Consider the following 19,424-nt stretch of genomic DNA (forward strand, 5'->3'; position numbering starts at 1 on the left):
GCAATCTTCTCCTTCTTAATAGTCATCATCATCTTCGTCAGCGCTTGAACCTGAAACCATACCTGCGGTTGAGCTTCCTTGGGCCATTACGAAGATATAGGCAATTAAAGCACCCAAAATCGCATAAGTAACCATGGTAATCTCTAAGGAACTGAACATTACTGCCATGAAATAAGCCAAGAGGAAGAAAGGAATATAATTTTTCTTACCGATAACATAAACTGTCACAGCAATACCAATGGCTGCTAAACCGCCACCGATAACTTCTAAGATATGGAAAATAATTGTACCTGATGCTGATTCAACGAATGATGCAATTAACGGAGTGCCGAGATACAATGCAATAAACATAAAAGGTACAAAAATTAAGAACGATACTAAAGTTGGTAACCAAATAATAGAAATTGTTAATTTACGGCTATCTGCTTCTTTTGCAGCATTATCCATAAATGACCGCGCAATAAAGGTATTAACAAAGAATCTAAATTGATATAAATAAGAACCTAATAATCCGACTGGAACAGCAATACCAACAGCCGCTTCAGGGCCCATACCACTTAGCAATGCTACAGGTACAGCAATTGCTGCAGCAATACATGGTTCTGATGGCATTTGCCCACCTGGTGAGAATACCCCCATGTAAATTAATTGAATAGCTGCTGTAATCACCATCGCATCAGCAACATTACCAAATACTAAACCACCCACAAAACCTGTCATCAGTGGTGAGAACCTAAGGGTTAACGTGGCACCACCTAAAATTGAACGTGACATAACCATGGCCACCCAAACTGCAATTGCCAAGGCTTGCCACATACTTACAGTAACATCCATATGTCATCCTCCTTTAAATAACTAATTTTTAATTTTCTTTTTTCTTCATAGCATGGCCTCCAAAGCCATTGCGTAATGCAGAGACAACTTTACCATTAAAGGTATCTGACTCTAATGAGCGGTAGCGAGACATTAGAGATGAAGTAATTACTGGAATTGAAACCTGTAAGTCTAAAGCTTCTTCTACAGTCCATTTACCTTCCCCAGATGAATACATGACACCTTCAATTCCTTCGAGCTTAGCATCCTTCTTAAAGGCATCTGCTGCTAATTCCATTAACCAGGAACGAATAACTGAGCCATTATTCCACAAATTAGCAACCGCTTCATAATCATACTCATATTGAGAATGTTCTAAAACATCAAAACCTTCGCCAATAGCAGCCATCATGCCATATTCAATCCCATTATGAATCATTTTGAGATAATGCCCACTACCGGCTTTCCCCGTATATAGGTAGCCACCCTCCCAAGATATTTTTTCAAATACAGGCTCAACAATCTTAAAGGCTTCTTGATCGCCACCAATCATAAAATTACCGCCATTTAGGGCTCCCGACATGCCGCCAGAAGTCCCACAATCAAGAAAATAAATATTATCCTCTTTTAGTTTTTCATAATTAGCTATGGAATCTTTAAAGAAAGAATTGCCACCATCAATGATAAGGTCTCCTGGATCAAGCTTTTGACTAACTTCATCAATTACTGAATTAGTAATATCTCCAGCGGGAACTAATAACCAAACTACTCGCGGCTTAGATAAACCAGCAATCATTTCATCTAAATTTGTAACCCTAGTAAACTTATCATGTGTCAAACCCGGATTGCCTGGGTTTTGATCATAACCGAGAACCTCCACGCCGTGGTTGCTCATATTTTCTGCAAGACTGGCTCCCATTTTGCCTAGTCCAATCATTCCTATTTTCATTTTCTTCTCCTATCAAATTTTTTCTCTAATGTCTGATATTCATTAATCTTAATTTTCGGATTAGTAAGACTGGCTTTACGCTTTAGTGTCTGCCAATACTGTTTAATTAATTTTGTTCTAAAATGAAATCCACTAATAGAAATTGTTTGATAATCATTAGTTTTATTAGCGATTATCGAAATCGTTAAAAAATTATTTTGTGGCGCCAATTGAAGCTGGATAGCATCTTTATAGTAAATGCGTCGATCTTCTTTACAATCTTCTATATAAGAATCATTAATCCGATACAAGGGCTTATGCTCTAAAATTTGTTTAATAATTAAACACATCACAATGACCAATAGTAGGCAAAGAAAGGCTATTAAAGCTTTAACCCATAGATTTAGTGAGAAATAAAGTAACAGTAATATCAAGGCTAGCAAAAATAGACTATAAATAAAAACTGTCATCCAGCCCTTTTTCTGATCATAATAAATTAGTACATCATCATTCATTATTTTGGTGAAACGATGCCTCCAGGTTCTTCTCCGTTGACAACCTTTTGAATATCATCCACACATTTATCTCCCATGCCTTTAATACATTCATAAGTGTAGGCTGAAATGTGAGGGGTTACTAAGATCTTGTCATTAGAAAAGTATGGATGAGAATTATCAGCAGGTTCTTCTTCCATCACATCTGTAGCTAAACCAAGTACAATACCTGCTTCGATAGCGTCAATCACTGCCTCTTCATCAACCAGGGCCCCACGAGCAGTATTAGTAATGTAAACGCCCTTTTTCATTTTTGAAAAGGCTTCTTCATTTAAGATATGGTAGCTATCTTCATCAAGAGAAGCATTTAAGGAAATAATATCTGCTTTCGCTAATAATTCATCTAACTCAACGACTTTTGCCCCATGTTTCTCAACCCATTCTGGATCTACCTTGGGGTCACATACATAGAGATTAGCGTTAAAGCCATATTTTAAGATTTCAGCAACTCGGCTACCAATATTTCCACAGCCGATAACCCCTACATTTTTTCCAGAAAGTTCATGTCCCATAAACTGAGCGCGATCTTTCCATTTGTTATCTTTAGCCGCTTGAGCCGCTGGTAGAGTTTGTCTTACGAGCGCTAATAATTGAGCAACAGCATTTTCTGCCACTGTGTCTCTTTCAACTAAAGGAGGAACTATAGTTACCAAAGTACCGTGTTCCTTGGCTGCATCAAGATCAATATTGTTATAACCAATACCATGTCTAGAAATAATGAGTAATTCATCTTTATTTTCAAAGAATTCTTTAGTAAAGAAAGGAGTTACAGAAGAAATGATTAAATTATAACCATGTAATTTCTCAGCTAGACTTTTCCCATCAATGTCATTATCAAAGCGGAAGGAGTCCACTGGTCCAATTTTTTCTAAAGCTTCAATATGCTCTGGAAACCATTTACCGAAACTACTGGAATTAACCAATGCTATTTTATAATCTGTCATCACACATACCTACCTTTTCTAATTTAATTGTGTCACTAAATGATTTAATGCTTGATTAGCTGATTGACCATTATCTTTTGCTATTTCTTTTTCCGAAATAATAAAGGAACCACCCACAGCAAAGATATTGGGACAACTAAGAAATTCTTGGTAGTTGTTAGAGTTAACGCCTCCAGTTGGTACAAATTTCATGTCATAAAAAGGACCACTTAATGCTTTGATTGCATCTAAGCCACCATAAACATTTGCCGGGAAAAATTTCACAATGTCAATGCCATAATTTTGGGCTCTCATTATTTCAGAAGGAGTTACCGCACCCGGAACAATTGGAATGTCTTTATTTAAACAATATTCAACAACTCTATCTGAAAAACCTGGTGTAACAATAAATTCCGCCCCATTGTCAATAGCGTCTTTGGCTTGATCTAAAGTACGTACCGTTCCAGCTCCAACAATTAACTGTTTAGCTTCAGACAAATACTTAATCGCTTGAGAAGCGAGTTGGCTACGGTAGGTAATTTCGATAAAATGTAGATTATTAGCAAGTAATATTTCTGACATCTTATCTAGAAAATTCATATCATTAACTGTATATAAAGGTAGGAGTTGCTCTTCCCCTAGTTGCTCAACAATGCTTTCACTACTCATAAAATATTACCCCTGTTCTTCTTATAGAAAGACTATACATGTATACGCTTACATAATCATTATACAGAATATTTTTTTATTGTAAACGTTTTAAATAAATTTTTTTTTATTTCTCATTTGAGTTATAATTAATTTTGATAATTAAAATGCTAGAGGAGTACGCTCAATGAAAAACCTTGCCTTTAGAAAAAGAATAAAAACTCATCTTCAACATTTGAGTCAAACAGAAAAGAAGATTGCAACATTTCTTACGACCCATAGCAATGAGCAATTGCTGAATATGACCATATCTGAGTTAGCTAAAAAGATTGGTGTCTCCCAATCCTCCGTTTTTCAGTTCGTCAAAAAATTAAATTTCAAAGGCTTTCAAGAGTTTAAATATTTCGTTGCTCAAAATATTGAAGAAGATAAAACAATTAATGACCAAGATATATTAAATCAACATAAAATAAGCAATTCAGACTCTCCCCTAGAAGTTGGGGAAAAGGTTATCGCCGCTAATGTTTTTAACCTAAAAAATGCCTTAGATACCGTGGAGGAAAATCAGCTCGATCATATTATTAAGCTGATTAAACAATCCAAAACTCTACATTTTTTTGGCCAAGGAGGATCAAATATTGTCGCCTTGGATGGTTATCACAAATTTATTCATAGCTCATTTAGCTGTAATTATATTTTCGATTACAATATGCAACTGGTTTATTCCATGAAACTGAGTTCTAAGGACTGTGTCTTTCTATTCTCCCATTCCGGAAAAACTCCAGAAACCCTCAATATAGCCAAACACTGTCGTAAACAGGGGGCTAACATAGTTGTGATGACTAGCAACCCAGATTCAGATTTAATCGCCTTGGCCAATGAAAGTTTAATTATATATATAGAAGATTCTCTATATCGTAACGAATATTTATCGTCGCGAGTAGTTTATTCAACACTCTTAGATATTCTTTATGTCAATATTATTGCCGACAATGCTAAGGAAGAAAAAAACACTATAGATCGGAGCTTAAAAATCATTAATGACGCAAAAAACAATTAAAAAATCACTACTTAACTAAGTTTCTCTTTCCTTTTACTTTTCAAGTACAAAGTGATAGCTTAGTTTCATAGTGATTTTCTTTTTGAAATTATGATAGTCTCTCTTCTCTAGCCTCGTCCCAGTGATAGTGATAATTACCTTCTTTGTCACGTCTCTGATAGCTATGAGCACCGAAGTAATCGCGTTGTGCTTGGACCATATTAGCAGATACATTCTCATTACGGTAGCTATCAAAGTAACCAATAGCTGATGCCATAGCATTTACTGAAAAGCCATTCATGATTGCATCACTAACTACTTGTCGAATTGCTGTCTGATATTCATTCGTTACACTAGCAAAATAATCATCCAATAAAATATTTTCCAAATCACTTGTCCGTTCATAAGCATGGGCTATTTTATCTAATAGTTCCGCCTGAATTACGCAGCCAGCACGGAATATTTTAGCAATTTCCTTAGGATTAAGCTCATACCCATAAGATTCATCTGCTAGCTGATAAGCGGAAAAGCCTTGAGCATAGGAAATAATCTTAGCAAAATATAGGGTTTGTCTAATTTTTTCAATGTATTTTCCTTTATCACCATCGAATTGAACTTGTGGCCCACTTAAGATATTGGCTGCCTTTAAACGTTGCTGTTTGAGCTCTGAAACATAACGCATAAAAACGGCCTCGGTGACAACTGTAAGGGGTTGTCCCATATCTAAAGCGGTTTGTGAGGCCCACTTACCAGTTCCTTTTGAGCGAGCAGCATCTAGGATAACATCAATCATCGGACTACCATCTTCATCATATTGATCTAAAATATTAGCGGTTATCCCTATTAAATAACTTTTTAATTCTCCCTTATCCCATTCACGGAAAAGATCTGCAATTTCATTAACCGGTAATTTCAAATAGTAACGGAGTAACCAGTAACCTTCTGCAATTAATTGACTATCACTATATTCAATTCCGTTATGAATCATTTTTGTAAAGTGTCCCGCGCCACCTTCACCCATGTAAGCAACACAAGGTTCTCCATCTTGGGGAGCCTTAGCTGCTAAAGCTTCTAATTGCATTTGACAAAGTTCATAACCCCTTTGGCTACCACCAGGCATCAATGCAGCGCCATAGCGAGCGCCTTCTTCACCACCCGAAACGCCCATGCCAATATAATGTATACCATATGTTTTCACTTTTTCTTCAGTGGCTTCAGTCTCTCTAAAATAAGTATTACCGCCATTAACAAGAACGTCTCCCTCATTCAAAAGTGGTAGTAAATGATTAATAGTGTTATCCGTTGCTTCTCCTGCTTTGACCATCATTATTATTTTTCTAGGTCGCTCGAGTTTAGTAACAAATTCTTCTAAAGAATAAGTAGCAATTAATGGCTTGTCTTCATTCTCTCTAGAAACTTTCTGAGTCACTTCCTTTTCCCAGTTTACAATAGCCACACGATAATCATAATCTAATAAATTCATAGCAAATCCATAGCCCATAACCCCTAGTCCAATTACTCCAACTTCCGCTTGCATCTTATTCACCTCTATGATTTTCCTGATTTTATTTTCGATTTCTTTTATTAAAAGCTACATCTAAATAACTTCTTAAAAAGACATTAGCCCCGCGACTATAACTCTCCCAGTTACCTCCTTGTGGACAAAATAGCTCTGCTGTAAATTCACTAATGCTATTTTCTGCCAATAATTCAGCTATCATCTCAAAATCTACATGTCCTTTTCCATAAGGAACATGACGGTAATCGCCGGGTAAAGAGTCCTTTAAATGACAACGTCTAATCTGGTTTTTACAGCATTCAAAATCATTTCGAATGAGTTTTTTATTCGCCTCTAAAGCGTTGAAGGTATTAGCAAAGTCATAATAAATTTGCACCCACTGGGATCCAATCTTCTCTACTAAGCGATTGACTTTAGCCCCCGTATCAGCAAAAGGCATTTCTGCATTTTCGATAGCTATCACAACTTGATTATCACCTGCAAGTGTAGAAAAATACTTCATATTTTGAATAAACCGTTGCTGGGTTTCTTCAGTCGATTCTTCCTCATAGACATCATAAGCATTCACTAATATGGTAGTGATATCTAAATGGCTAGCAATAGATAAAGCTTTCTCTAGCATTGTAAAGGCTTTTATTACTTTTTCTTTATCGTTACTCCCTAGAGGACATCCTCTTAAAGCACTGAGTGATAAGGAGTATAAGACAATTTTTTCATCTTCACAAAATTCTTTTAACTTTTGCCAAGTCTCATCTGTCCAATTTAAACGGTCTTGACGTTGTTCATTCATATCAATACATATCTCTAAACTATCATAGCCCATGTCTTTAGCGAGAATTAGCTTTTCCTTTAAATTAAAATGGTCTGGTAAAGCTTTTTCATATAAGGCTAAACGATAAGGAGCACCCATTTTGACCACTTCCTGCTATATAATTATTCACCCATCACTGTAATCACACATTTTCTCTTACGTGGTCTTGCACAATCAAAATCAGCAAAGTAGATATGGCCAGTTGAGCCCACTCCTAATTTGCCTTCATCCACATCAAACACTTGACTAGATCCAATCAAGGTCGCCTTTAAGTGAGCATCACCATTCCATAAGTCTGATGGTGAATTATTAGGCAAGTAATCTTTTGCGTTAGGCCAAGAAGCAACCGCTTGATAATGTTCCTCACCTGGATAAATATAGGTATCAGCACTGGTATGGTAGGGAATAATCTTCTCTAAGACATTATTAAAATCAGCTTGCAGAGATTCAATCCCATCATCAGTCATATCATGAGCATACTCTTCATAAAAGACTGAACAAGTGGTATGAGGAGAAATCACTGCACAAATGCCATTTTGAACACCACTGTTTTCAATGGCTTGGCGCACTTGGGCACTGATGTTAACATAGGTGGGTTGCCCTCCAGTTGATTGGACTTTAATAGTTTCTTTATAAACAGTCATCTTACTCTTCCTTTCTATTTAGTTTTGGCAGCCGCTTGGATCATATCTTTTAACATTTGCTTGGAATTGTCAGCCTTAGTAATCCCACTCGTACAACCAGTACCGTCCGCTCCCATTTCAATGGTGCGGTAGACGTCATCAGCGGTTGAAATCCCCGCAGCTTGCATGACTAGGATATTCTCATCAATGGCTTTTATAGCTTCATTAGTTGATTCAATATAGGAAGCATCAGAAGTTTGGCCTGTCCCAATTAACTCAGTCGGTTCACAGAGAATAATGTCAGGATGTAGGGTAGCTAGAGCCTGGGCTTCTTTCATGGAATCCGCACAAACTATGGTAATAATATCTAAGTCATCTGCCCGTTGAACGGCTTGGACAATCTCGGCCATTGTCATGGCATTCTCAGCGTGATTTAAGAAAGTCGCTCTGGCCCCAGCGGCTTGGAGGGACTCAGGGAGGACTTTCCCCATTCCCCTCCCAGCTTCAATACCGTCCAGGTGTTGGGCGGAGACAATAATATGTTCCGTAGCTTGGGAAACTGCCGCGAGATCAGCATAAGGGCAAGTCACAAATACTGAAATTTCTGGGTGCTTTTCGGCTTCTTGGTCAGCTACTTTAGCCAGTTCTAAAAGTTCCTCGCCGTATAAGAATGATTTGGGATTAAAAATGAAAAATGGAGACTTTACTTGTGTTTTAGCCATGGATTATTTTCCTTCCTTATAATGATCGGTTTCAAAGACATCATAATAATGGTCAAGAACTTCTTTCATGCCTTGATCAGCAGTCTTCTTCAGTTCCACATAGCCTGCAAGTTTTTCTTTTTTAATGGCTTCATAAGCCGCTACAATGAAATCTGTGTAAATGTTGATTTTAGCGACCCCTTTTTGCGCACATTTCTTTAAGTTCTCATCACCTGAGGAAGAGCCCCCATGTAGAACTAAAGGAATATCGGTGGCTTGGTTGATCTCCTCTAGGCGGTCAAAGTTAATTTCTGGGTTCCCTGAATAAACACCATGTGCAGTACCAATTGAAACCGCTAAGGAATCAACACCTGTTGCCTCAACAAAGCGGACCACATCTTTGGCCTCGGTATAGACTGAATCCGTTAGAGCACGAGCTTCGGACAAGTCGTTAGCGCCCACGTGACCCAATTCAGCTTCGACGGGAACATTATATTTATGGGCATAGTCAACCACTTCTTTAGTTATTTTGACATTATCGTCAAAGCTGGCTTCCGAAGCATCAATCATGGCTGCAGAAAAGCCTAAATCAATCGCCTTAAAGATAAAGTCTTTATCAAAACCGTGGTCTAGGTGGAGCACCACAGGAACATTAGCCTTTTCAGCCAGGAAATTACCAATTAAAGCGGCTTCTTCCAAAGACATAATATCAATATGCTTTTGAGCATAGGATAAAATCACTGGGAGGCCACGCTTCTCTGCCACTTCAACATAAGCACGCCCTGAATCCAGGTCAATAAAGTTAGGAGCCGGGATGGCGTAGCCCTTTTTCTTAGCGTCAAGTAATAGTTCTTTTGAATCAACCTTCATATTGTCTAACTCCTTTTCTATAAATTCAATTCTCACTTGTATTGTAAGCGTTTCATCTCACTTTAGTCAACAAACGATTTACAATTGATAATATATTTTACATTTGATAAAATTAAAGAAAGAATCAATTGTCAAATAGAAAGGGTTGAACCATGTACGACCGCAAAGATTTGATTTTACAAACTGCTATTCTCTACTACGAAAAGGAAAAAACACAAACACAAATTGCCGAAGAACTAGGGATTTCACGTCCTACTGTGGCTAAATTCCTAAAAGAAGCCAAAGAGAGTGGTATTGTCCGCATTTCTATCCAACATAAGATGCCCTCATTCACCAAACTAAGTGAAACAATTGAAGAAAGCTATGGATTGAATAAGGTTTTTATTGTTCCAAGTAAAAACAATTCCAACCATGTTAAAGAGGCTATTGGGCAACTATGCAGTGATCTTGTCCAAAAGAACATGCAACTTTATCGCAACATAGGGATTGGCTGGGGGACAACGGTTTATGAATACGTGCAAGCAGCAAGTTATATCGACACCCCGATTCATAGTGTAGTTCCTTTAATAGGAGGTATTGGCATCAATGATATAAAATATCATTCTAACCATTTGGCTTTTCAATTGGCTGAAAAATACCATTGCGAACCCACTTATTTTTATGCACCAGCTATTGCAGAAAACCCAACTGTTTACCAAGCCTTCTCTTCTTCAGAATTGGTAAGATCAGTTATGCAAAAAGGAAAGGATGTTGACGTCGCCATTGTAAGTATCGGAAATCCCACAAGTGATTCTACAATCCGCCAATTAGGATATATCTCCAATGAAGAAGCTAAGCAAATTCAACAATCAGGTGCAGTAGGCGATATCTTAGCCTCTTTTTATGATTCCAAGGGCAAACCAGTTCAAATTTCCTTAGCTGAAAAAATGATTGGACTCAAAATAAAAGACCTTCAAGCTATTCCTCAAACTATACTTTTAGCAAGTGGTAAGGAAAAAATTGCAAGTCTTAAAGCTATTCTTCAGCAGCCTAAACTGGTGACCGATTTAATTATAGATAGTGAACTAGCGGAAGGGATCATGGAGTGAGAAGTAGAATGGGAAAAATAATTCCCATAAAAAAACAGTCGAAATATGGTGACCCCAATAAGTTGGACTTTATATATAGTGAGTTGGCCTTTGGCCAGCTCTTTTTTGTTGCTTACAGTTCTTGCTTATTTCTTGCCGACACATTTACTCAGAAATTTAAACTTGTCAAGAGGAAGAGCGTAGCGGCTCTTGATAAGTTTAAAGTTTATGTGTAATCATTAAGCGGCGAAAGAAGCGTGATGAAGACGAAATTCTATAGGACTCCTAAAATCTAATTTTTCTTTGATTCTTTCACCATTGTAATAGATTATAAAATCTTCAATCGCTTGTGCTAATTCTTCAAAGGAATGATAAGTCCGACCATAGTAGACTTCTTGTTTTAGTAGACTAAAGAAATTCTCCATTGGCGAATTATCTAAGCAATTTCCTTTACGAGACATACTTTGAAAAATTCGGTGATCCTTCAAGAGCCGGGTGTAACTTTTCATTTGATAGGCCCAGCCCTGATCAGAATGAAAGGTTCTTCTGTATGGACATAATTTACTTGCTTCAATGGCAGCTTGTAGCCCCTCCAACATGCTTTGTCCATTAGGCTGATGTGTTATCTTAAAAGAAATAATTTCTCGATTAAATAGATCCATGTAAGGATCTAAATAGAGTTTTCCAGTTTGATAATTCCCAGAATCATCGGCATAGTAGTATTTAAATTCTGTTGTGTCTGTTGTTATTTTTTGATAAGGAATGGTCGAATCAAACCGCCGGTTGATACGATTTGGCGCTATCTCTCCAATCGTTCCTTTGTAGGAATTATATTTTCTTGTCTTTCTAGTATAGCTAGTGACCTGTATCCCCATAATTTTCATTAGGCGTTGAACTTTGTTTTTACTGACCTTATAACCACGGGAAAGCAGTTCAGCTCGCATTCTTCGATAACCATAATCCTTATGGGTTTCTCTGATGTCTTTCATTTCCTCTTTTAAATCGGCATCCTTATCAATTTCCTCATCTTTATTTTTCCAATAAAAGTAGGTCGATTTAGGAAACTTTAAAACGCTAAGAATATCTTTTAAAGCATATTTTTCATCATGGAGACGTGTGATTTCGGTCACTATTTCTTCTTTTCTCGCTTGACTCTTTGAGCCACACGTCTCCTCAATCCTTTTAAAAATTTGTTCTCAATTTCTAAATCCGTAATCCGTTGTTCAAGTTCCTTTATTTTTGCTTCACTTAACTGATTGGTTTCGCTGCTATCCTTTATTTGATTGATTTGTGATTTCTTTTTAGACACTTTAGGTGGCCTTCCTTTCCTCGCGGAAAGGCCATCAAGTCCTCTTTCATGATAAGCTCTTCGCCAATTAGCGATTAGACTTGGATTATTCATGTTTAATGAATTGGCCAATTCGCGATAACTCATTTCCGTACTTTCATACAATTCTATCGCATTTAATTTGAATTCAACAGTATAAACCTGTTGAGTCCGCCTTTTCTTTAAACCATCTACACCAAATTCATAATAGTTATTAACCCACCTTCGTAAAATAGAAGGATCTATTCCTGCTTTATTAGCTAAGGTTCGATAACTTCCTTTTTTCGCAATATAGTCTCCTACTAAATTCAGTTTAAATTCTAATGAATATTTAGACATAAAAATAACCCCCAAAAGTTGAATTCTTAGTCCAACTTTTGGGGGTCACTACAAAACGATAATATGTCTCGACTGTTTTTAACTATAGAATTACAGAAATAAAATACTGCTTTTAAAAATTTATATTATGCTTTTTCTTTATTCTTAGTCATATATGTAATCACAAACATTAGAGCTAGAACTGCAAAGATACCAATTGTAACTGCAGTTGTTCCACCATGGTTTGCTAAGTTACCTAAGAAGATACCAGAAACACCAAAGTCTGCATCTGAGAATGTAGACCCAGCGAATCCTAAGTCTCCTAGGACAGGCATTAAGAAGATTGGTAAGTAACTAATTAAAATACCTTGAATAAAGGAACCTAAAACTGCTCCACGGACCCCACCTGATGCATTGCCTAATACACCTGATGTAGCACCACAGAAGAAGTGAGGCACAACGCCTGGTAAGACAACTGTTGTACCAGTAATAATCATGAGTGCCATACTTAAAAGTCCACCAGCAAAACTAGATACAAAACCGATTAAAACAGCATTTGGAGCATATGGATATACAATAGGGCAGTCCAAAGCTGGTTTTGAATTTGGAACGAGTTTCTCTGAAATACCCTTGAAGGCAGGAACAATTTCATTAAGAATCATACGGACACCAGATAAGATTACAGAAACACCAGCAGCAAAAGTACCACCTTGAATCACAGACCAAACATAAGGGTTTTTACCATCGCTAAGATTTTCCATTACCCAGGAAGAATCAGCAAATAAAGAAACTACGATATAGAAGATCATCATAGATAAAGCAATACTTACTGTACTATCACGTAAGAAGGCTAAACTCTTTGGGAAGTTAATATCTTCGGTAGATTTTGATTTATCACCAAATTTTTCTCCAATGAAACCACTTAACCAATATCCAGTAGAACTAAAGTGACCTAAAGCAACATTATCATTTCCAGTTAATTGAACAATATATTTTTGTACAATGGCTGGAGATAGTGCCATAACAATCCCTAAAGCTAAACCACCTAATAAAATTAAAGGCATTGTACTAAAGCCGGCAACAGTCATAATAATAGCAATCATACATGCCAGATATAAGGTATGATGACCGGTTAAGAAAATATATTTAAAACGAGTAAAGCGAGCAATTAAAATATTGAAAATCATCCCCGCCAACATAATTAAAGCGGTATTGGTTCCGTAATTTTGTAAAGCAACTGAAATAATAGCTTCATTATTTGGAACAACACCTTGCATATTGAAGGCATGTTGGAATAAGTCCCCAAATGGAACAATGGAAGATTCAATGACGCCAGCTCCCGCTGTAACAATTAAGAAACCAACAAATGTCTTAATACCACCGACCACTACGTCTGTAGCTGATTTGCCTTGTAAAATATTACCTAAAACAGCAATCAGCGCCACTAAAATAGCCGGAGTACTGACTATATCAATGATAACTTGTAATGCATTATTCATTTTTCTACTCCTATCATTAAGTATTTATTATTAATAAATTAACTACTATTTTATCCCTTTTTCTTCAATGACTTGTTCGATAACTGTTCTTAATTCATCCATATCAATAATGCTGTTCAAAATACGAACATCACCTAGGTGTTGCACGGAATTTTCTAAGTCCTTACCTGCGATCCACACATCGGCATCGCCAGCAGACGCATTACCCAAATCAGTATGAGAAACTGTTACCTGATCAGCAACTCCTAAGTCCTTAAGAATCGATTGAATATTCATTTCAACCATAAAACTCGTTCCAAGTCCTGATCCACAAACTGCCATAATTCTTAACATAATATCATTCTCCTTTTGCTTCACTTACAATATTTTTAAAATCACTATAATTTTCAATTTTCTTTAATTTCGAGATATTTTCATCATCTCTTAAAAAAATGGTTAATTCCTGCAATGCTTCAAGATGGCTTTCATTATCGGTTGCCGCAATTAAAAATAATACGTCGATCTTTTGATCATCACGATCAAGTAAATAAATTGGCTCTTTCAGCACTAGCAAGCCCATTGCTTTTTTGGTTACCCCATCTTCAGGTCTAGCATGTGGGATTGCAATCCCCTTACCTAAATTAATAAAGGGACCTAATTCTTCAATCCGATTAATCATCGCATCGATATACCTTGGCTCAATAGACCCATTTTTAACTAAAGGGGCAGCTAATATTTCAAAAGCTTCCTTCCAATTAACCTTTTTATCTATAATTTGTACTGTTTCTTCAGTTATTAAATCTGTAAGCATTCCTTCACCTTTTTCCAATACACCGCATTATAGAAAATCTATAATGCGATATATCGATACTTCCCTTTTAATTACAAAGTTTTATATTCTTCAACAATTTTATCAACGGTGTAACCAAATGATTCATAAACTTCTTGGCCGTCGCCGCTAATTCCAAATGTTTCAATACCTAACGCTTTGCCTTTAGACCCATAGTATTTTGCCCAACCTGGATCATTACTTGCTTCCACTACTAAACGTTTTTCGATTTTACTTGGTAATACTGCTTCCTTGTATTCGTCACTTTGTAAATCAAATAAATCAGTACTTGGGATTGAGACTACGCTTACATCAATTCCATCTTCTTTTAATTGTTTTTGGACTTCAATGCTCAATGAAACTTCTGAACCGCTGGCAATAATTATTCCATCATAATCTTTACTTTCAGCGGGAGAAATCACATAACCACCCTTTTCAACATGATCTTGAGCATATTTAACAGTTCCTTCTAATACTGGAAGTGCCTGTCTAGATAAAGCCAAAATAGTCGGACGGTCTTCAGATTCCATAGCAAATTTCCAAGCTGCAACAGCTTCGTTAGCATCAGCAGGTCTGAAGGTTGTTAGATTTGGCATAGCTCTATAACTTGCAAAATGTTCAATAGGTTCGTGTGTGGCTCCATCAAATCCTAAAATAACAGAGTCATGGGTAAATACATAAATAGCTGGTATTTGAGATAAAGCAGCCAAACGAATTGCAGGGCGCAGATAATCAGAGAATACAAAGAAAGTACCTACATAAGACCAAGTGCCTCCATGTAATAAGATCCCATTCAAGATAGCACCCATGGCAAATTCACGAACACCATACCAAATATTTCTTCCTTCATAATTATCTGGAGTAAATGCTTCTGCTGATTTTATCATTGTCTTATTAGAATTAGAGAGATCGGCCGAGCCTCCCCAGAATGTAGAAACTTTCTCAGCGATGCCATTTATAATCCGACTGCTGGTATCGCGGGTAGATTCTGAATCACCAACTTCATAGTTTGGCACTTCATCTGCCCAATTGTCTGGTAATTCTCTTCTAATACTTGCACTTAGTTCTTCAGCTAATTCTGGATAAGCTTCTTGATAGCCCTTAAATAATTTGTTCCACTCTTCTTCAGCTTGACTGCCTCGATTTTCAACATTTTCTTTATAAACATTGTAAACCTCGTCTGGAACATAGAAAGGTTCATCGTGTGTCCAGTGATATTGCTTTTTAGTATAAGCAACGCCTTCCGCTCCAATAGGATCACTATGGGCATCAGATGTGCCTGCATTCGGCATACCGTATCCAATAATTGTTTTTATTTCAATAATAGAAGGTTTATCGGTTTCAGCCTTAGCTTTTTCAATGGCTTTATTGATAGCCTCCATATCATTTCCATCTTCAACACGTTGATAATGCCATCCATAAGCTTTATACTTCATTTCAATATCTTCAGTAAAGCCCATATTAGTTGGCCCATCGAGTTGAACATCATTAGAATCATAGAGAACGATTAGTTTCCCTAATTTTAGGTGCCCAGCTAAACTAGATGCTTCTTGGCAAACACCTTCTTGCAGGTCGCCATCCCCACAAATTGTATAGGTATAGTGATCGACCACATTATAGTTATCCCGGTTAAACATTGCTGCTAAATGAGCTTCTGCCATAGCCATACCAACTGCATTTGCTACTCCTTGCCCAAGTGGACCAGTAGTTGCTTCAACACCTTCTGTATGGGTAACTTCAGGGTGCCCAGGTGTTTTTGAATTAAATTTTCTAAAGTGTTTTAGATCATCTATCGATAAATTAAAACCAGCTAAATGTAATAACGAATAAATTAACGGAGAGCCATGTCCTGAAGATAAAACAAAGCGATCTCTGTTAAACCATTTAGGATTAGTTGGATTAACTCTTAAATGTTTTGTCCACAAAGCATGAGCCATAGGTGCTTGGTCAAGAGGCGCTCCTGGATGTCCTGCTCCAGCTTCTTCGACCTGGTCTAAGCTCAACATACGAATAGTGTCTACAGCCAAACTGTCAACTTTTGAAAACATGTACATTCTCCTTTTTATAATTTCTATTTATAAATATTTTTTATAGGATTATAATTACTCAGCCAAAATGGTAAGGGTACTACTTAATCCCAGACGGTCTGCACCTGCTTTTAACATTTTTATTGCCGTCTCTTTATCTCTTATTCCACCCGCTGCTTTTATTTTTACATGGGGGCTTACACTTTTTCTCATTAATTCGACATCTTCCAGCTTAGCTCCAGATGTGCTAAAACCAGTAGAGGTTTTGACATAATCAGCACCAGCTTCTTCAGCCAAATGACATGCTTTTTCAATTAAATCTTTTCCAATAAGTGCATTTTCAAGGATAACCTTAAGTACCTTGTCGCTGTCATGAACAACATCAGCTACAGATTTAATATCATTTAGAACTTCGTCATAATTTCCACTGAGCATTTGTCCAATATTCATAACCATATCAATTTCATCTGCACCATTATCGATAGCATTTTTAGCTTCAAATGTTTTACTTTCAGTCGACATAGCTCCTAAGGGAAAACCTACAACAGCTACTGTATTGATTTTTGTTTCTTCTAAAAGCTCATGCACTATAGGAACCCAATAGGAATTCACACAAACTGAGGCTGTATTGTAATCAATCGCTTCTTGACAAACTGTTCTAATCGCTTGCTCAGTTGCATCTGCCTTTAATAAGGTATGATCAATTTTTTGAGCCAATTGATTTTTATCCACTAAAACATCTACCCTTTCATTTCTTCTCGTTTTATTAATTCAATAATTGCTTGACTATCCTCAGCTGCGAACAATTCTTCTAAAGTATGCTGATCATTTAAAATTTCTGTTAATTTTGCTAAGGCTCTTAAATGAAACTTATCATCAATTGCTGCTAAGAAAACTAATATATAGATCGGATTCTTTCTATTTTCTAATATATGTATAGGATTTCTCAAAGAAAGAAGTGTCATTCCTATATTGTTTACCCCCTCTTCGGGGCGCGCATGAGGTAAAGCGATGCCTTTCCCGAGATATATAAATTCACCATATTTATAAGTCCGATTAATGATTGCCTCAACATACCTATCTTCAATAGAATTCTTATTTAATAGGGGTAATGCCGATAACTTTATCGCCTCTTGCCAGGTTAAGTCTTCATCGCTAAATTGAATCATATCGTCCGTTAACAAATCAGACAGTTGGGGACGTCTGTCAGTATTTCTAGAAATCGATTTATTTATTTTATTGCGCATAATACTAATTAACTTGCTTCGAGTGACACCCTCATTCAGTGATATGTATGGCATTATCGTATCTAATAGATCGACAACCGTTGGCATTTTAGCTGATTTAAAATTAAATTCACTATGGACTTCTTCAATTAATTCATACTTCTCAATCTCTGTCATTAAAGGTTTAACAACAAACACTTTTTTATCTAACTTGATGGGAACAGTTGAAAAGACTAAGTCTACTTCACTATGATTATCGTTGTCTTTTAAAAATCCTTCAAAATCATTAATCGATTCAGAATTAATCATCTCAATTTCAGGAAACATGCTTTGAAGTTCAGCTCGCATAATAACCGATGAACTAATTCCATTGGGACATAGAATAACTGCTTTTAAACTTTGCTTAGAATATTTTGATTGCGTCTGTCCGCCAAAAAGCACTGTAAAAAAACCAATTTCATTATCTGGAATCCGCTTATTTAAAACTTGCCTAAAAGGCTCTAAGGCAACCTTCAATATATTGAAAAGATCATTATATTGATTGAATACTTCCTCTAGTAGTGGGTTAGAAATATAAAAATTAAATTTAATTCTAAAAAAAGCAGGAACTAAGTGCTGATATAGACTCTCTAAAAGATAGTCATAATTTTCAATCTCAACTGCAGAAATTCTTTGAAATTCATTAATAATTTCTTTTGAGCACTGATAGAGAAAATCAAATCCATTTGATTTAGGAATTTTTTCACAAATAATTAAAAGTAAAATTGTGAAATAATATTTTTCTTCATCATAAGATTTTATATTCTCTACATTGTCTAATAAGATCTTTGAAGAATGATATAACCTAACTGATGAAATTAATTTCTTATCGGCTTGAGTAAAATGGCAGTTATTATATTTACTTCTCTGTAATAAATAAGCCACAAAGTAAAGCGATTTATTAAAACGAGTTTCTACAATTTTTAAGTGATTATTTTGAATGATGGTGTCAAAACTAAGTCTGACTTTAGCGTAGTAGTCATTACTTATTTGGGTTAACCCCTTGTATAACAAACGCTCCCCATTCTGTAACTTCAATAAGTCACCCATTTTATCAAAAGCAAAAGAACGAACAGTTAATTCATCACCTTTAAGCTGGTAGCCTTTCGCTCGGCTGTAGGTAAGGTCTAAGTCTTCTTTCTCCAATTCACTTCTTAGGGCCGCTATATCATTTACTATGGTATTTTTGCTAACATCAAAAAATAATTGTAGTTCAAATATCGAGTTACAGCTGATGTTTGAAAAAGATAGAAGGGTTATCATCAACTGTCTTTCTAATTTAGAGTAAATGATTTCTTGTTCACTCGAATCGAAATATAAATCGGTCCAATGTTCAACAACTGTAGATGACATTATTAGGTTTCCTTTATACTCTATTATGTGATCTAATAAACGATAGCTCCTTTCGCTTAGCTCTTTGATTTGTTTATTGAATTCTGAAAGTGATAGTTCTGACAAATTTAAAGCATCTTTTCTAGTTAGCGTTCTCGGTTCACTCACCAGAAAGCTAACTTTATAATTTAACAACTTATCACTCCCTTCTATGTAACTATAGTAAAGTGATCTGTAAGCGTTATCAAGAATAATTGAGCACAATTTCGATAACAGAAAATTTATTTTTATAGGCTGATCTCTCGTTTTATCACTTATTATATATCAAAATATACGTTTACAATCTTTTTTA

At 36.2% G+C, this 19,424-nt stretch carries 19 protein-coding genes; 2 read left to right on the forward strand and 17 right to left on the reverse strand.

Annotated elements, in window-relative coordinates; all coding sequences use genetic code 11:
* Positions 1 to 15: 15 nt before the first annotated feature.
* Genes DBT49_RS08800 through DBT49_RS08820 form a run of 5 tightly spaced genes read right to left on the reverse strand, consistent with a single transcriptional unit; the run spans position 16 to position 3,887 of the window.
* Positions 16 to 834 carry a PTS mannose/fructose/sorbose/N-acetylgalactosamine transporter subunit IIC gene (locus tag DBT49_RS08800; RefSeq protein WP_111872406.1) on the reverse strand — a complete coding sequence of 273 codons (819 nt, stop codon included), beginning with the start codon at positions 832 to 834 and terminating at the stop codon, positions 16 to 18.
* Positions 835 to 862: 28 nt separating this feature from the next.
* On the reverse strand, positions 863 to 1,762 hold the full coding sequence (gnd, locus tag DBT49_RS08805; protein ID WP_070558752.1) for a phosphogluconate dehydrogenase (NAD(+)-dependent, decarboxylating): 900 nt from the start codon (positions 1,760 to 1,762) through the stop codon (positions 863 to 865).
* On the reverse strand, positions 1,759 to 2,211 hold the full coding sequence (locus DBT49_RS08810) for a hypothetical protein (RefSeq protein ID WP_141745202.1): 453 nt from the start codon (positions 2,209 to 2,211) through the stop codon (positions 1,759 to 1,761). Before DBT49_RS08810 ends, gnd begins: the two co-directional genes overlap by 4 nt.
* Before the next feature lie 44 nt (positions 2,212 to 2,255).
* Positions 2,256 to 3,239: a D-isomer specific 2-hydroxyacid dehydrogenase family protein gene (locus DBT49_RS08815; RefSeq protein WP_013668883.1), complete on the reverse strand. Its 984-nt coding sequence runs from the start codon at positions 3,237 to 3,239 to the stop codon at positions 2,256 to 2,258.
* Between the two features lie 18 nt (positions 3,240 to 3,257).
* A complete protein-coding gene (locus DBT49_RS08820) occupies positions 3,258 to 3,887 on the reverse strand; it encodes a bifunctional 4-hydroxy-2-oxoglutarate aldolase/2-dehydro-3-deoxy-phosphogluconate aldolase (RefSeq protein ID WP_013668948.1) in 630 nt (209 codons plus the stop codon).
* A gap of 166 nt (positions 3,888 to 4,053) precedes the next feature.
* On the opposite strand from DBT49_RS08820, the gene DBT49_RS08825 reads away from it, so the two are divergent.
* Positions 4,054 to 4,926, forward strand: coding sequence for a MurR/RpiR family transcriptional regulator (locus DBT49_RS08825; protein ID WP_070558754.1), 873 nt, complete (start codon positions 4,054 to 4,056; stop codon positions 4,924 to 4,926).
* A gap of 88 nt (positions 4,927 to 5,014) precedes the next feature.
* Here the strand turns inward: DBT49_RS08825 and gndA are convergent, their stop codons facing one another.
* The 5 genes from gndA to DBT49_RS08850 are packed head-to-tail and all read right to left on the reverse strand — an operon-like array spanning position 5,015 to position 9,429.
* Positions 5,015 to 6,442 carry an NADP-dependent phosphogluconate dehydrogenase gene (gene gndA, locus DBT49_RS08830; RefSeq protein ID WP_013669111.1) on the reverse strand — a complete coding sequence of 476 codons (1,428 nt, stop codon included), beginning with the start codon at positions 6,440 to 6,442 and terminating at the stop codon, positions 5,015 to 5,017.
* Positions 6,443 to 6,470: 28 nt separating this feature from the next.
* Positions 6,471 to 7,334: an L-ribulose-5-phosphate 3-epimerase gene (locus DBT49_RS08835; protein ID WP_013669376.1), complete on the reverse strand. Its 864-nt coding sequence runs from the start codon at positions 7,332 to 7,334 to the stop codon at positions 6,471 to 6,473.
* Positions 7,335 to 7,357: 23 nt separating this feature from the next.
* Entirely contained in the window at positions 7,358 to 7,879 is a 522-nt protein-coding gene (locus tag DBT49_RS08840) for a YjbQ family protein (protein ID WP_013669634.1), read from the reverse strand.
* Positions 7,880 to 7,893: 14 nt separating this feature from the next.
* Positions 7,894 to 8,580, reverse strand: a complete 687-nt coding sequence (locus DBT49_RS08845; RefSeq protein WP_013669462.1) for a triose-phosphate isomerase — start codon at positions 8,578 to 8,580, stop codon at positions 7,894 to 7,896.
* A 3-nt stretch (positions 8,581 to 8,583) separates the two neighbouring features.
* Positions 8,584 to 9,429, reverse strand: a complete 846-nt coding sequence (locus DBT49_RS08850; protein ID WP_013669171.1) for a class II fructose-bisphosphate aldolase — start codon at positions 9,427 to 9,429, stop codon at positions 8,584 to 8,586.
* Positions 9,430 to 9,581: 152 nt separating this feature from the next.
* On the opposite strand from DBT49_RS08850, the gene DBT49_RS08855 reads away from it, so the two are divergent.
* Positions 9,582 to 10,517, forward strand: coding sequence for a sugar-binding transcriptional regulator (locus DBT49_RS08855; protein WP_013669839.1), 936 nt, complete (start codon positions 9,582 to 9,584; stop codon positions 10,515 to 10,517).
* Between the two features lie 218 nt (positions 10,518 to 10,735).
* Here DBT49_RS08855 and DBT49_RS08860 read toward each other — a convergent pair.
* The 7 genes from DBT49_RS08860 to DBT49_RS08890 form a co-directional block, all read right to left on the reverse strand.
* A protein-coding gene (locus DBT49_RS08860; protein ID WP_101560582.1) for an IS3 family transposase occupies positions 10,736 to 12,162 on the reverse strand; the annotation gives its coding sequence in 2 pieces (ribosomal slippage) (positions 10,736 to 11,652 and positions 11,652 to 12,162; 1,428 coding nt in all).
* Between the two features lie 125 nt (positions 12,163 to 12,287).
* On the reverse strand, positions 12,288 to 13,640 hold the full coding sequence (locus tag DBT49_RS08865; protein WP_013669339.1) for a PTS ascorbate transporter subunit IIC: 1,353 nt from the start codon (positions 13,638 to 13,640) through the stop codon (positions 12,288 to 12,290).
* A gap of 45 nt (positions 13,641 to 13,685) precedes the next feature.
* The gene (locus tag DBT49_RS08870) at positions 13,686 to 13,973 is read right to left on the reverse strand and encodes a PTS sugar transporter subunit IIB (protein ID WP_013668533.1); all 288 of its coding nucleotides are present in this window, start codon (positions 13,971 to 13,973) and stop codon (positions 13,686 to 13,688) included.
* Positions 13,974 to 13,977: 4 nt separating this feature from the next.
* A complete protein-coding gene (locus tag DBT49_RS08875; protein WP_141745204.1) occupies positions 13,978 to 14,448 on the reverse strand; it encodes a PTS sugar transporter subunit IIA in 471 nt (156 codons plus the stop codon).
* Positions 14,449 to 14,501: 53 nt separating this feature from the next.
* Positions 14,502 to 16,496 (reverse strand): transketolase, encoded by a 1,995-nt coding sequence (gene tkt, locus DBT49_RS08880; RefSeq protein ID WP_070558879.1) that lies wholly within the window; start codon positions 16,494 to 16,496, stop codon positions 14,502 to 14,504.
* Between the two features lie 54 nt (positions 16,497 to 16,550).
* Positions 16,551 to 17,207 (reverse strand): deoxyribose-phosphate aldolase, encoded by a 657-nt coding sequence (gene deoC, locus DBT49_RS08885; protein ID WP_013669548.1) that lies wholly within the window; start codon positions 17,205 to 17,207, stop codon positions 16,551 to 16,553.
* Positions 17,208 to 17,215: 8 nt separating this feature from the next.
* Positions 17,216 to 19,267, reverse strand: a complete 2,052-nt coding sequence (locus DBT49_RS08890; protein ID WP_041705810.1) for a BglG family transcription antiterminator — start codon at positions 19,265 to 19,267, stop codon at positions 17,216 to 17,218.
* Between the last annotated feature and the right edge of the window lie 157 nt (positions 19,268 to 19,424).

This window comes from Aerococcus mictus, from assembly GCF_003286595.3.
Classification (GTDB): Bacteria; Bacillota; Bacilli; order Lactobacillales; family Aerococcaceae; genus Aerococcus; species Aerococcus mictus.

Coding starts and splice junctions, on each gene's coding strand:
- DBT49_RS08845 (WP_013669462.1), bottom strand. CDS start 8,580: ATGGCTAAAACACAAGTAAAGTCTCCATTTTTCATTTTTAATCCCAAA.
- DBT49_RS08820 (WP_013668948.1), bottom strand. CDS start 3,887: ATGAGTAGTGAAAGCATTGTTGAGCAACTAGGGGAAGAGCAACTCCTA.
- gnd (WP_070558752.1), bottom strand. CDS start 1,762: ATGAAAATAGGAATGATTGGACTAGGCAAAATGGGAGCCAGTCTTGCA.
- DBT49_RS08850 (WP_013669171.1), bottom strand. CDS start 9,429: ATGAAGGTTGATTCAAAAGAACTATTACTTGACGCTAAGAAAAAGGGC.
- gndA (WP_013669111.1), bottom strand. CDS start 6,442: ATGCAAGCGGAAGTTGGAGTAATTGGACTAGGGGTTATGGGCTATGGA.
- DBT49_RS08815 (WP_013668883.1), bottom strand. CDS start 3,239: ATGACAGATTATAAAATAGCATTGGTTAATTCCAGTAGTTTCGGTAAA.
- DBT49_RS08825 (WP_070558754.1), top strand. CDS start 4,054: ATGAAAAACCTTGCCTTTAGAAAAAGAATAAAAACTCATCTTCAACAT.
- tkt (WP_070558879.1), bottom strand. CDS start 16,496: ATGTTTTCAAAAGTTGACAGTTTGGCTGTAGACACTATTCGTATGTTG.
- DBT49_RS08835 (WP_013669376.1), bottom strand. CDS start 7,334: ATGGGTGCTCCTTATCGTTTAGCCTTATATGAAAAAGCTTTACCAGAC.
- DBT49_RS08810 (WP_141745202.1), bottom strand. CDS start 2,211: ATGACAGTTTTTATTTATAGTCTATTTTTGCTAGCCTTGATATTACTG.
- DBT49_RS08865 (WP_013669339.1), bottom strand. CDS start 13,640: ATGAATAATGCATTACAAGTTATCATTGATATAGTCAGTACTCCGGCT.
- DBT49_RS08855 (WP_013669839.1), top strand. CDS start 9,582: ATGTACGACCGCAAAGATTTGATTTTACAAACTGCTATTCTCTACTAC.
- DBT49_RS08840 (WP_013669634.1), bottom strand. CDS start 7,879: ATGACTGTTTATAAAGAAACTATTAAAGTCCAATCAACTGGAGGGCAA.
- DBT49_RS08800 (WP_111872406.1), bottom strand. CDS start 834: ATGGATGTTACTGTAAGTATGTGGCAAGCCTTGGCAATTGCAGTTTGG.
- DBT49_RS08870 (WP_013668533.1), bottom strand. CDS start 13,973: ATGTTAAGAATTATGGCAGTTTGTGGATCAGGACTTGGAACGAGTTTT.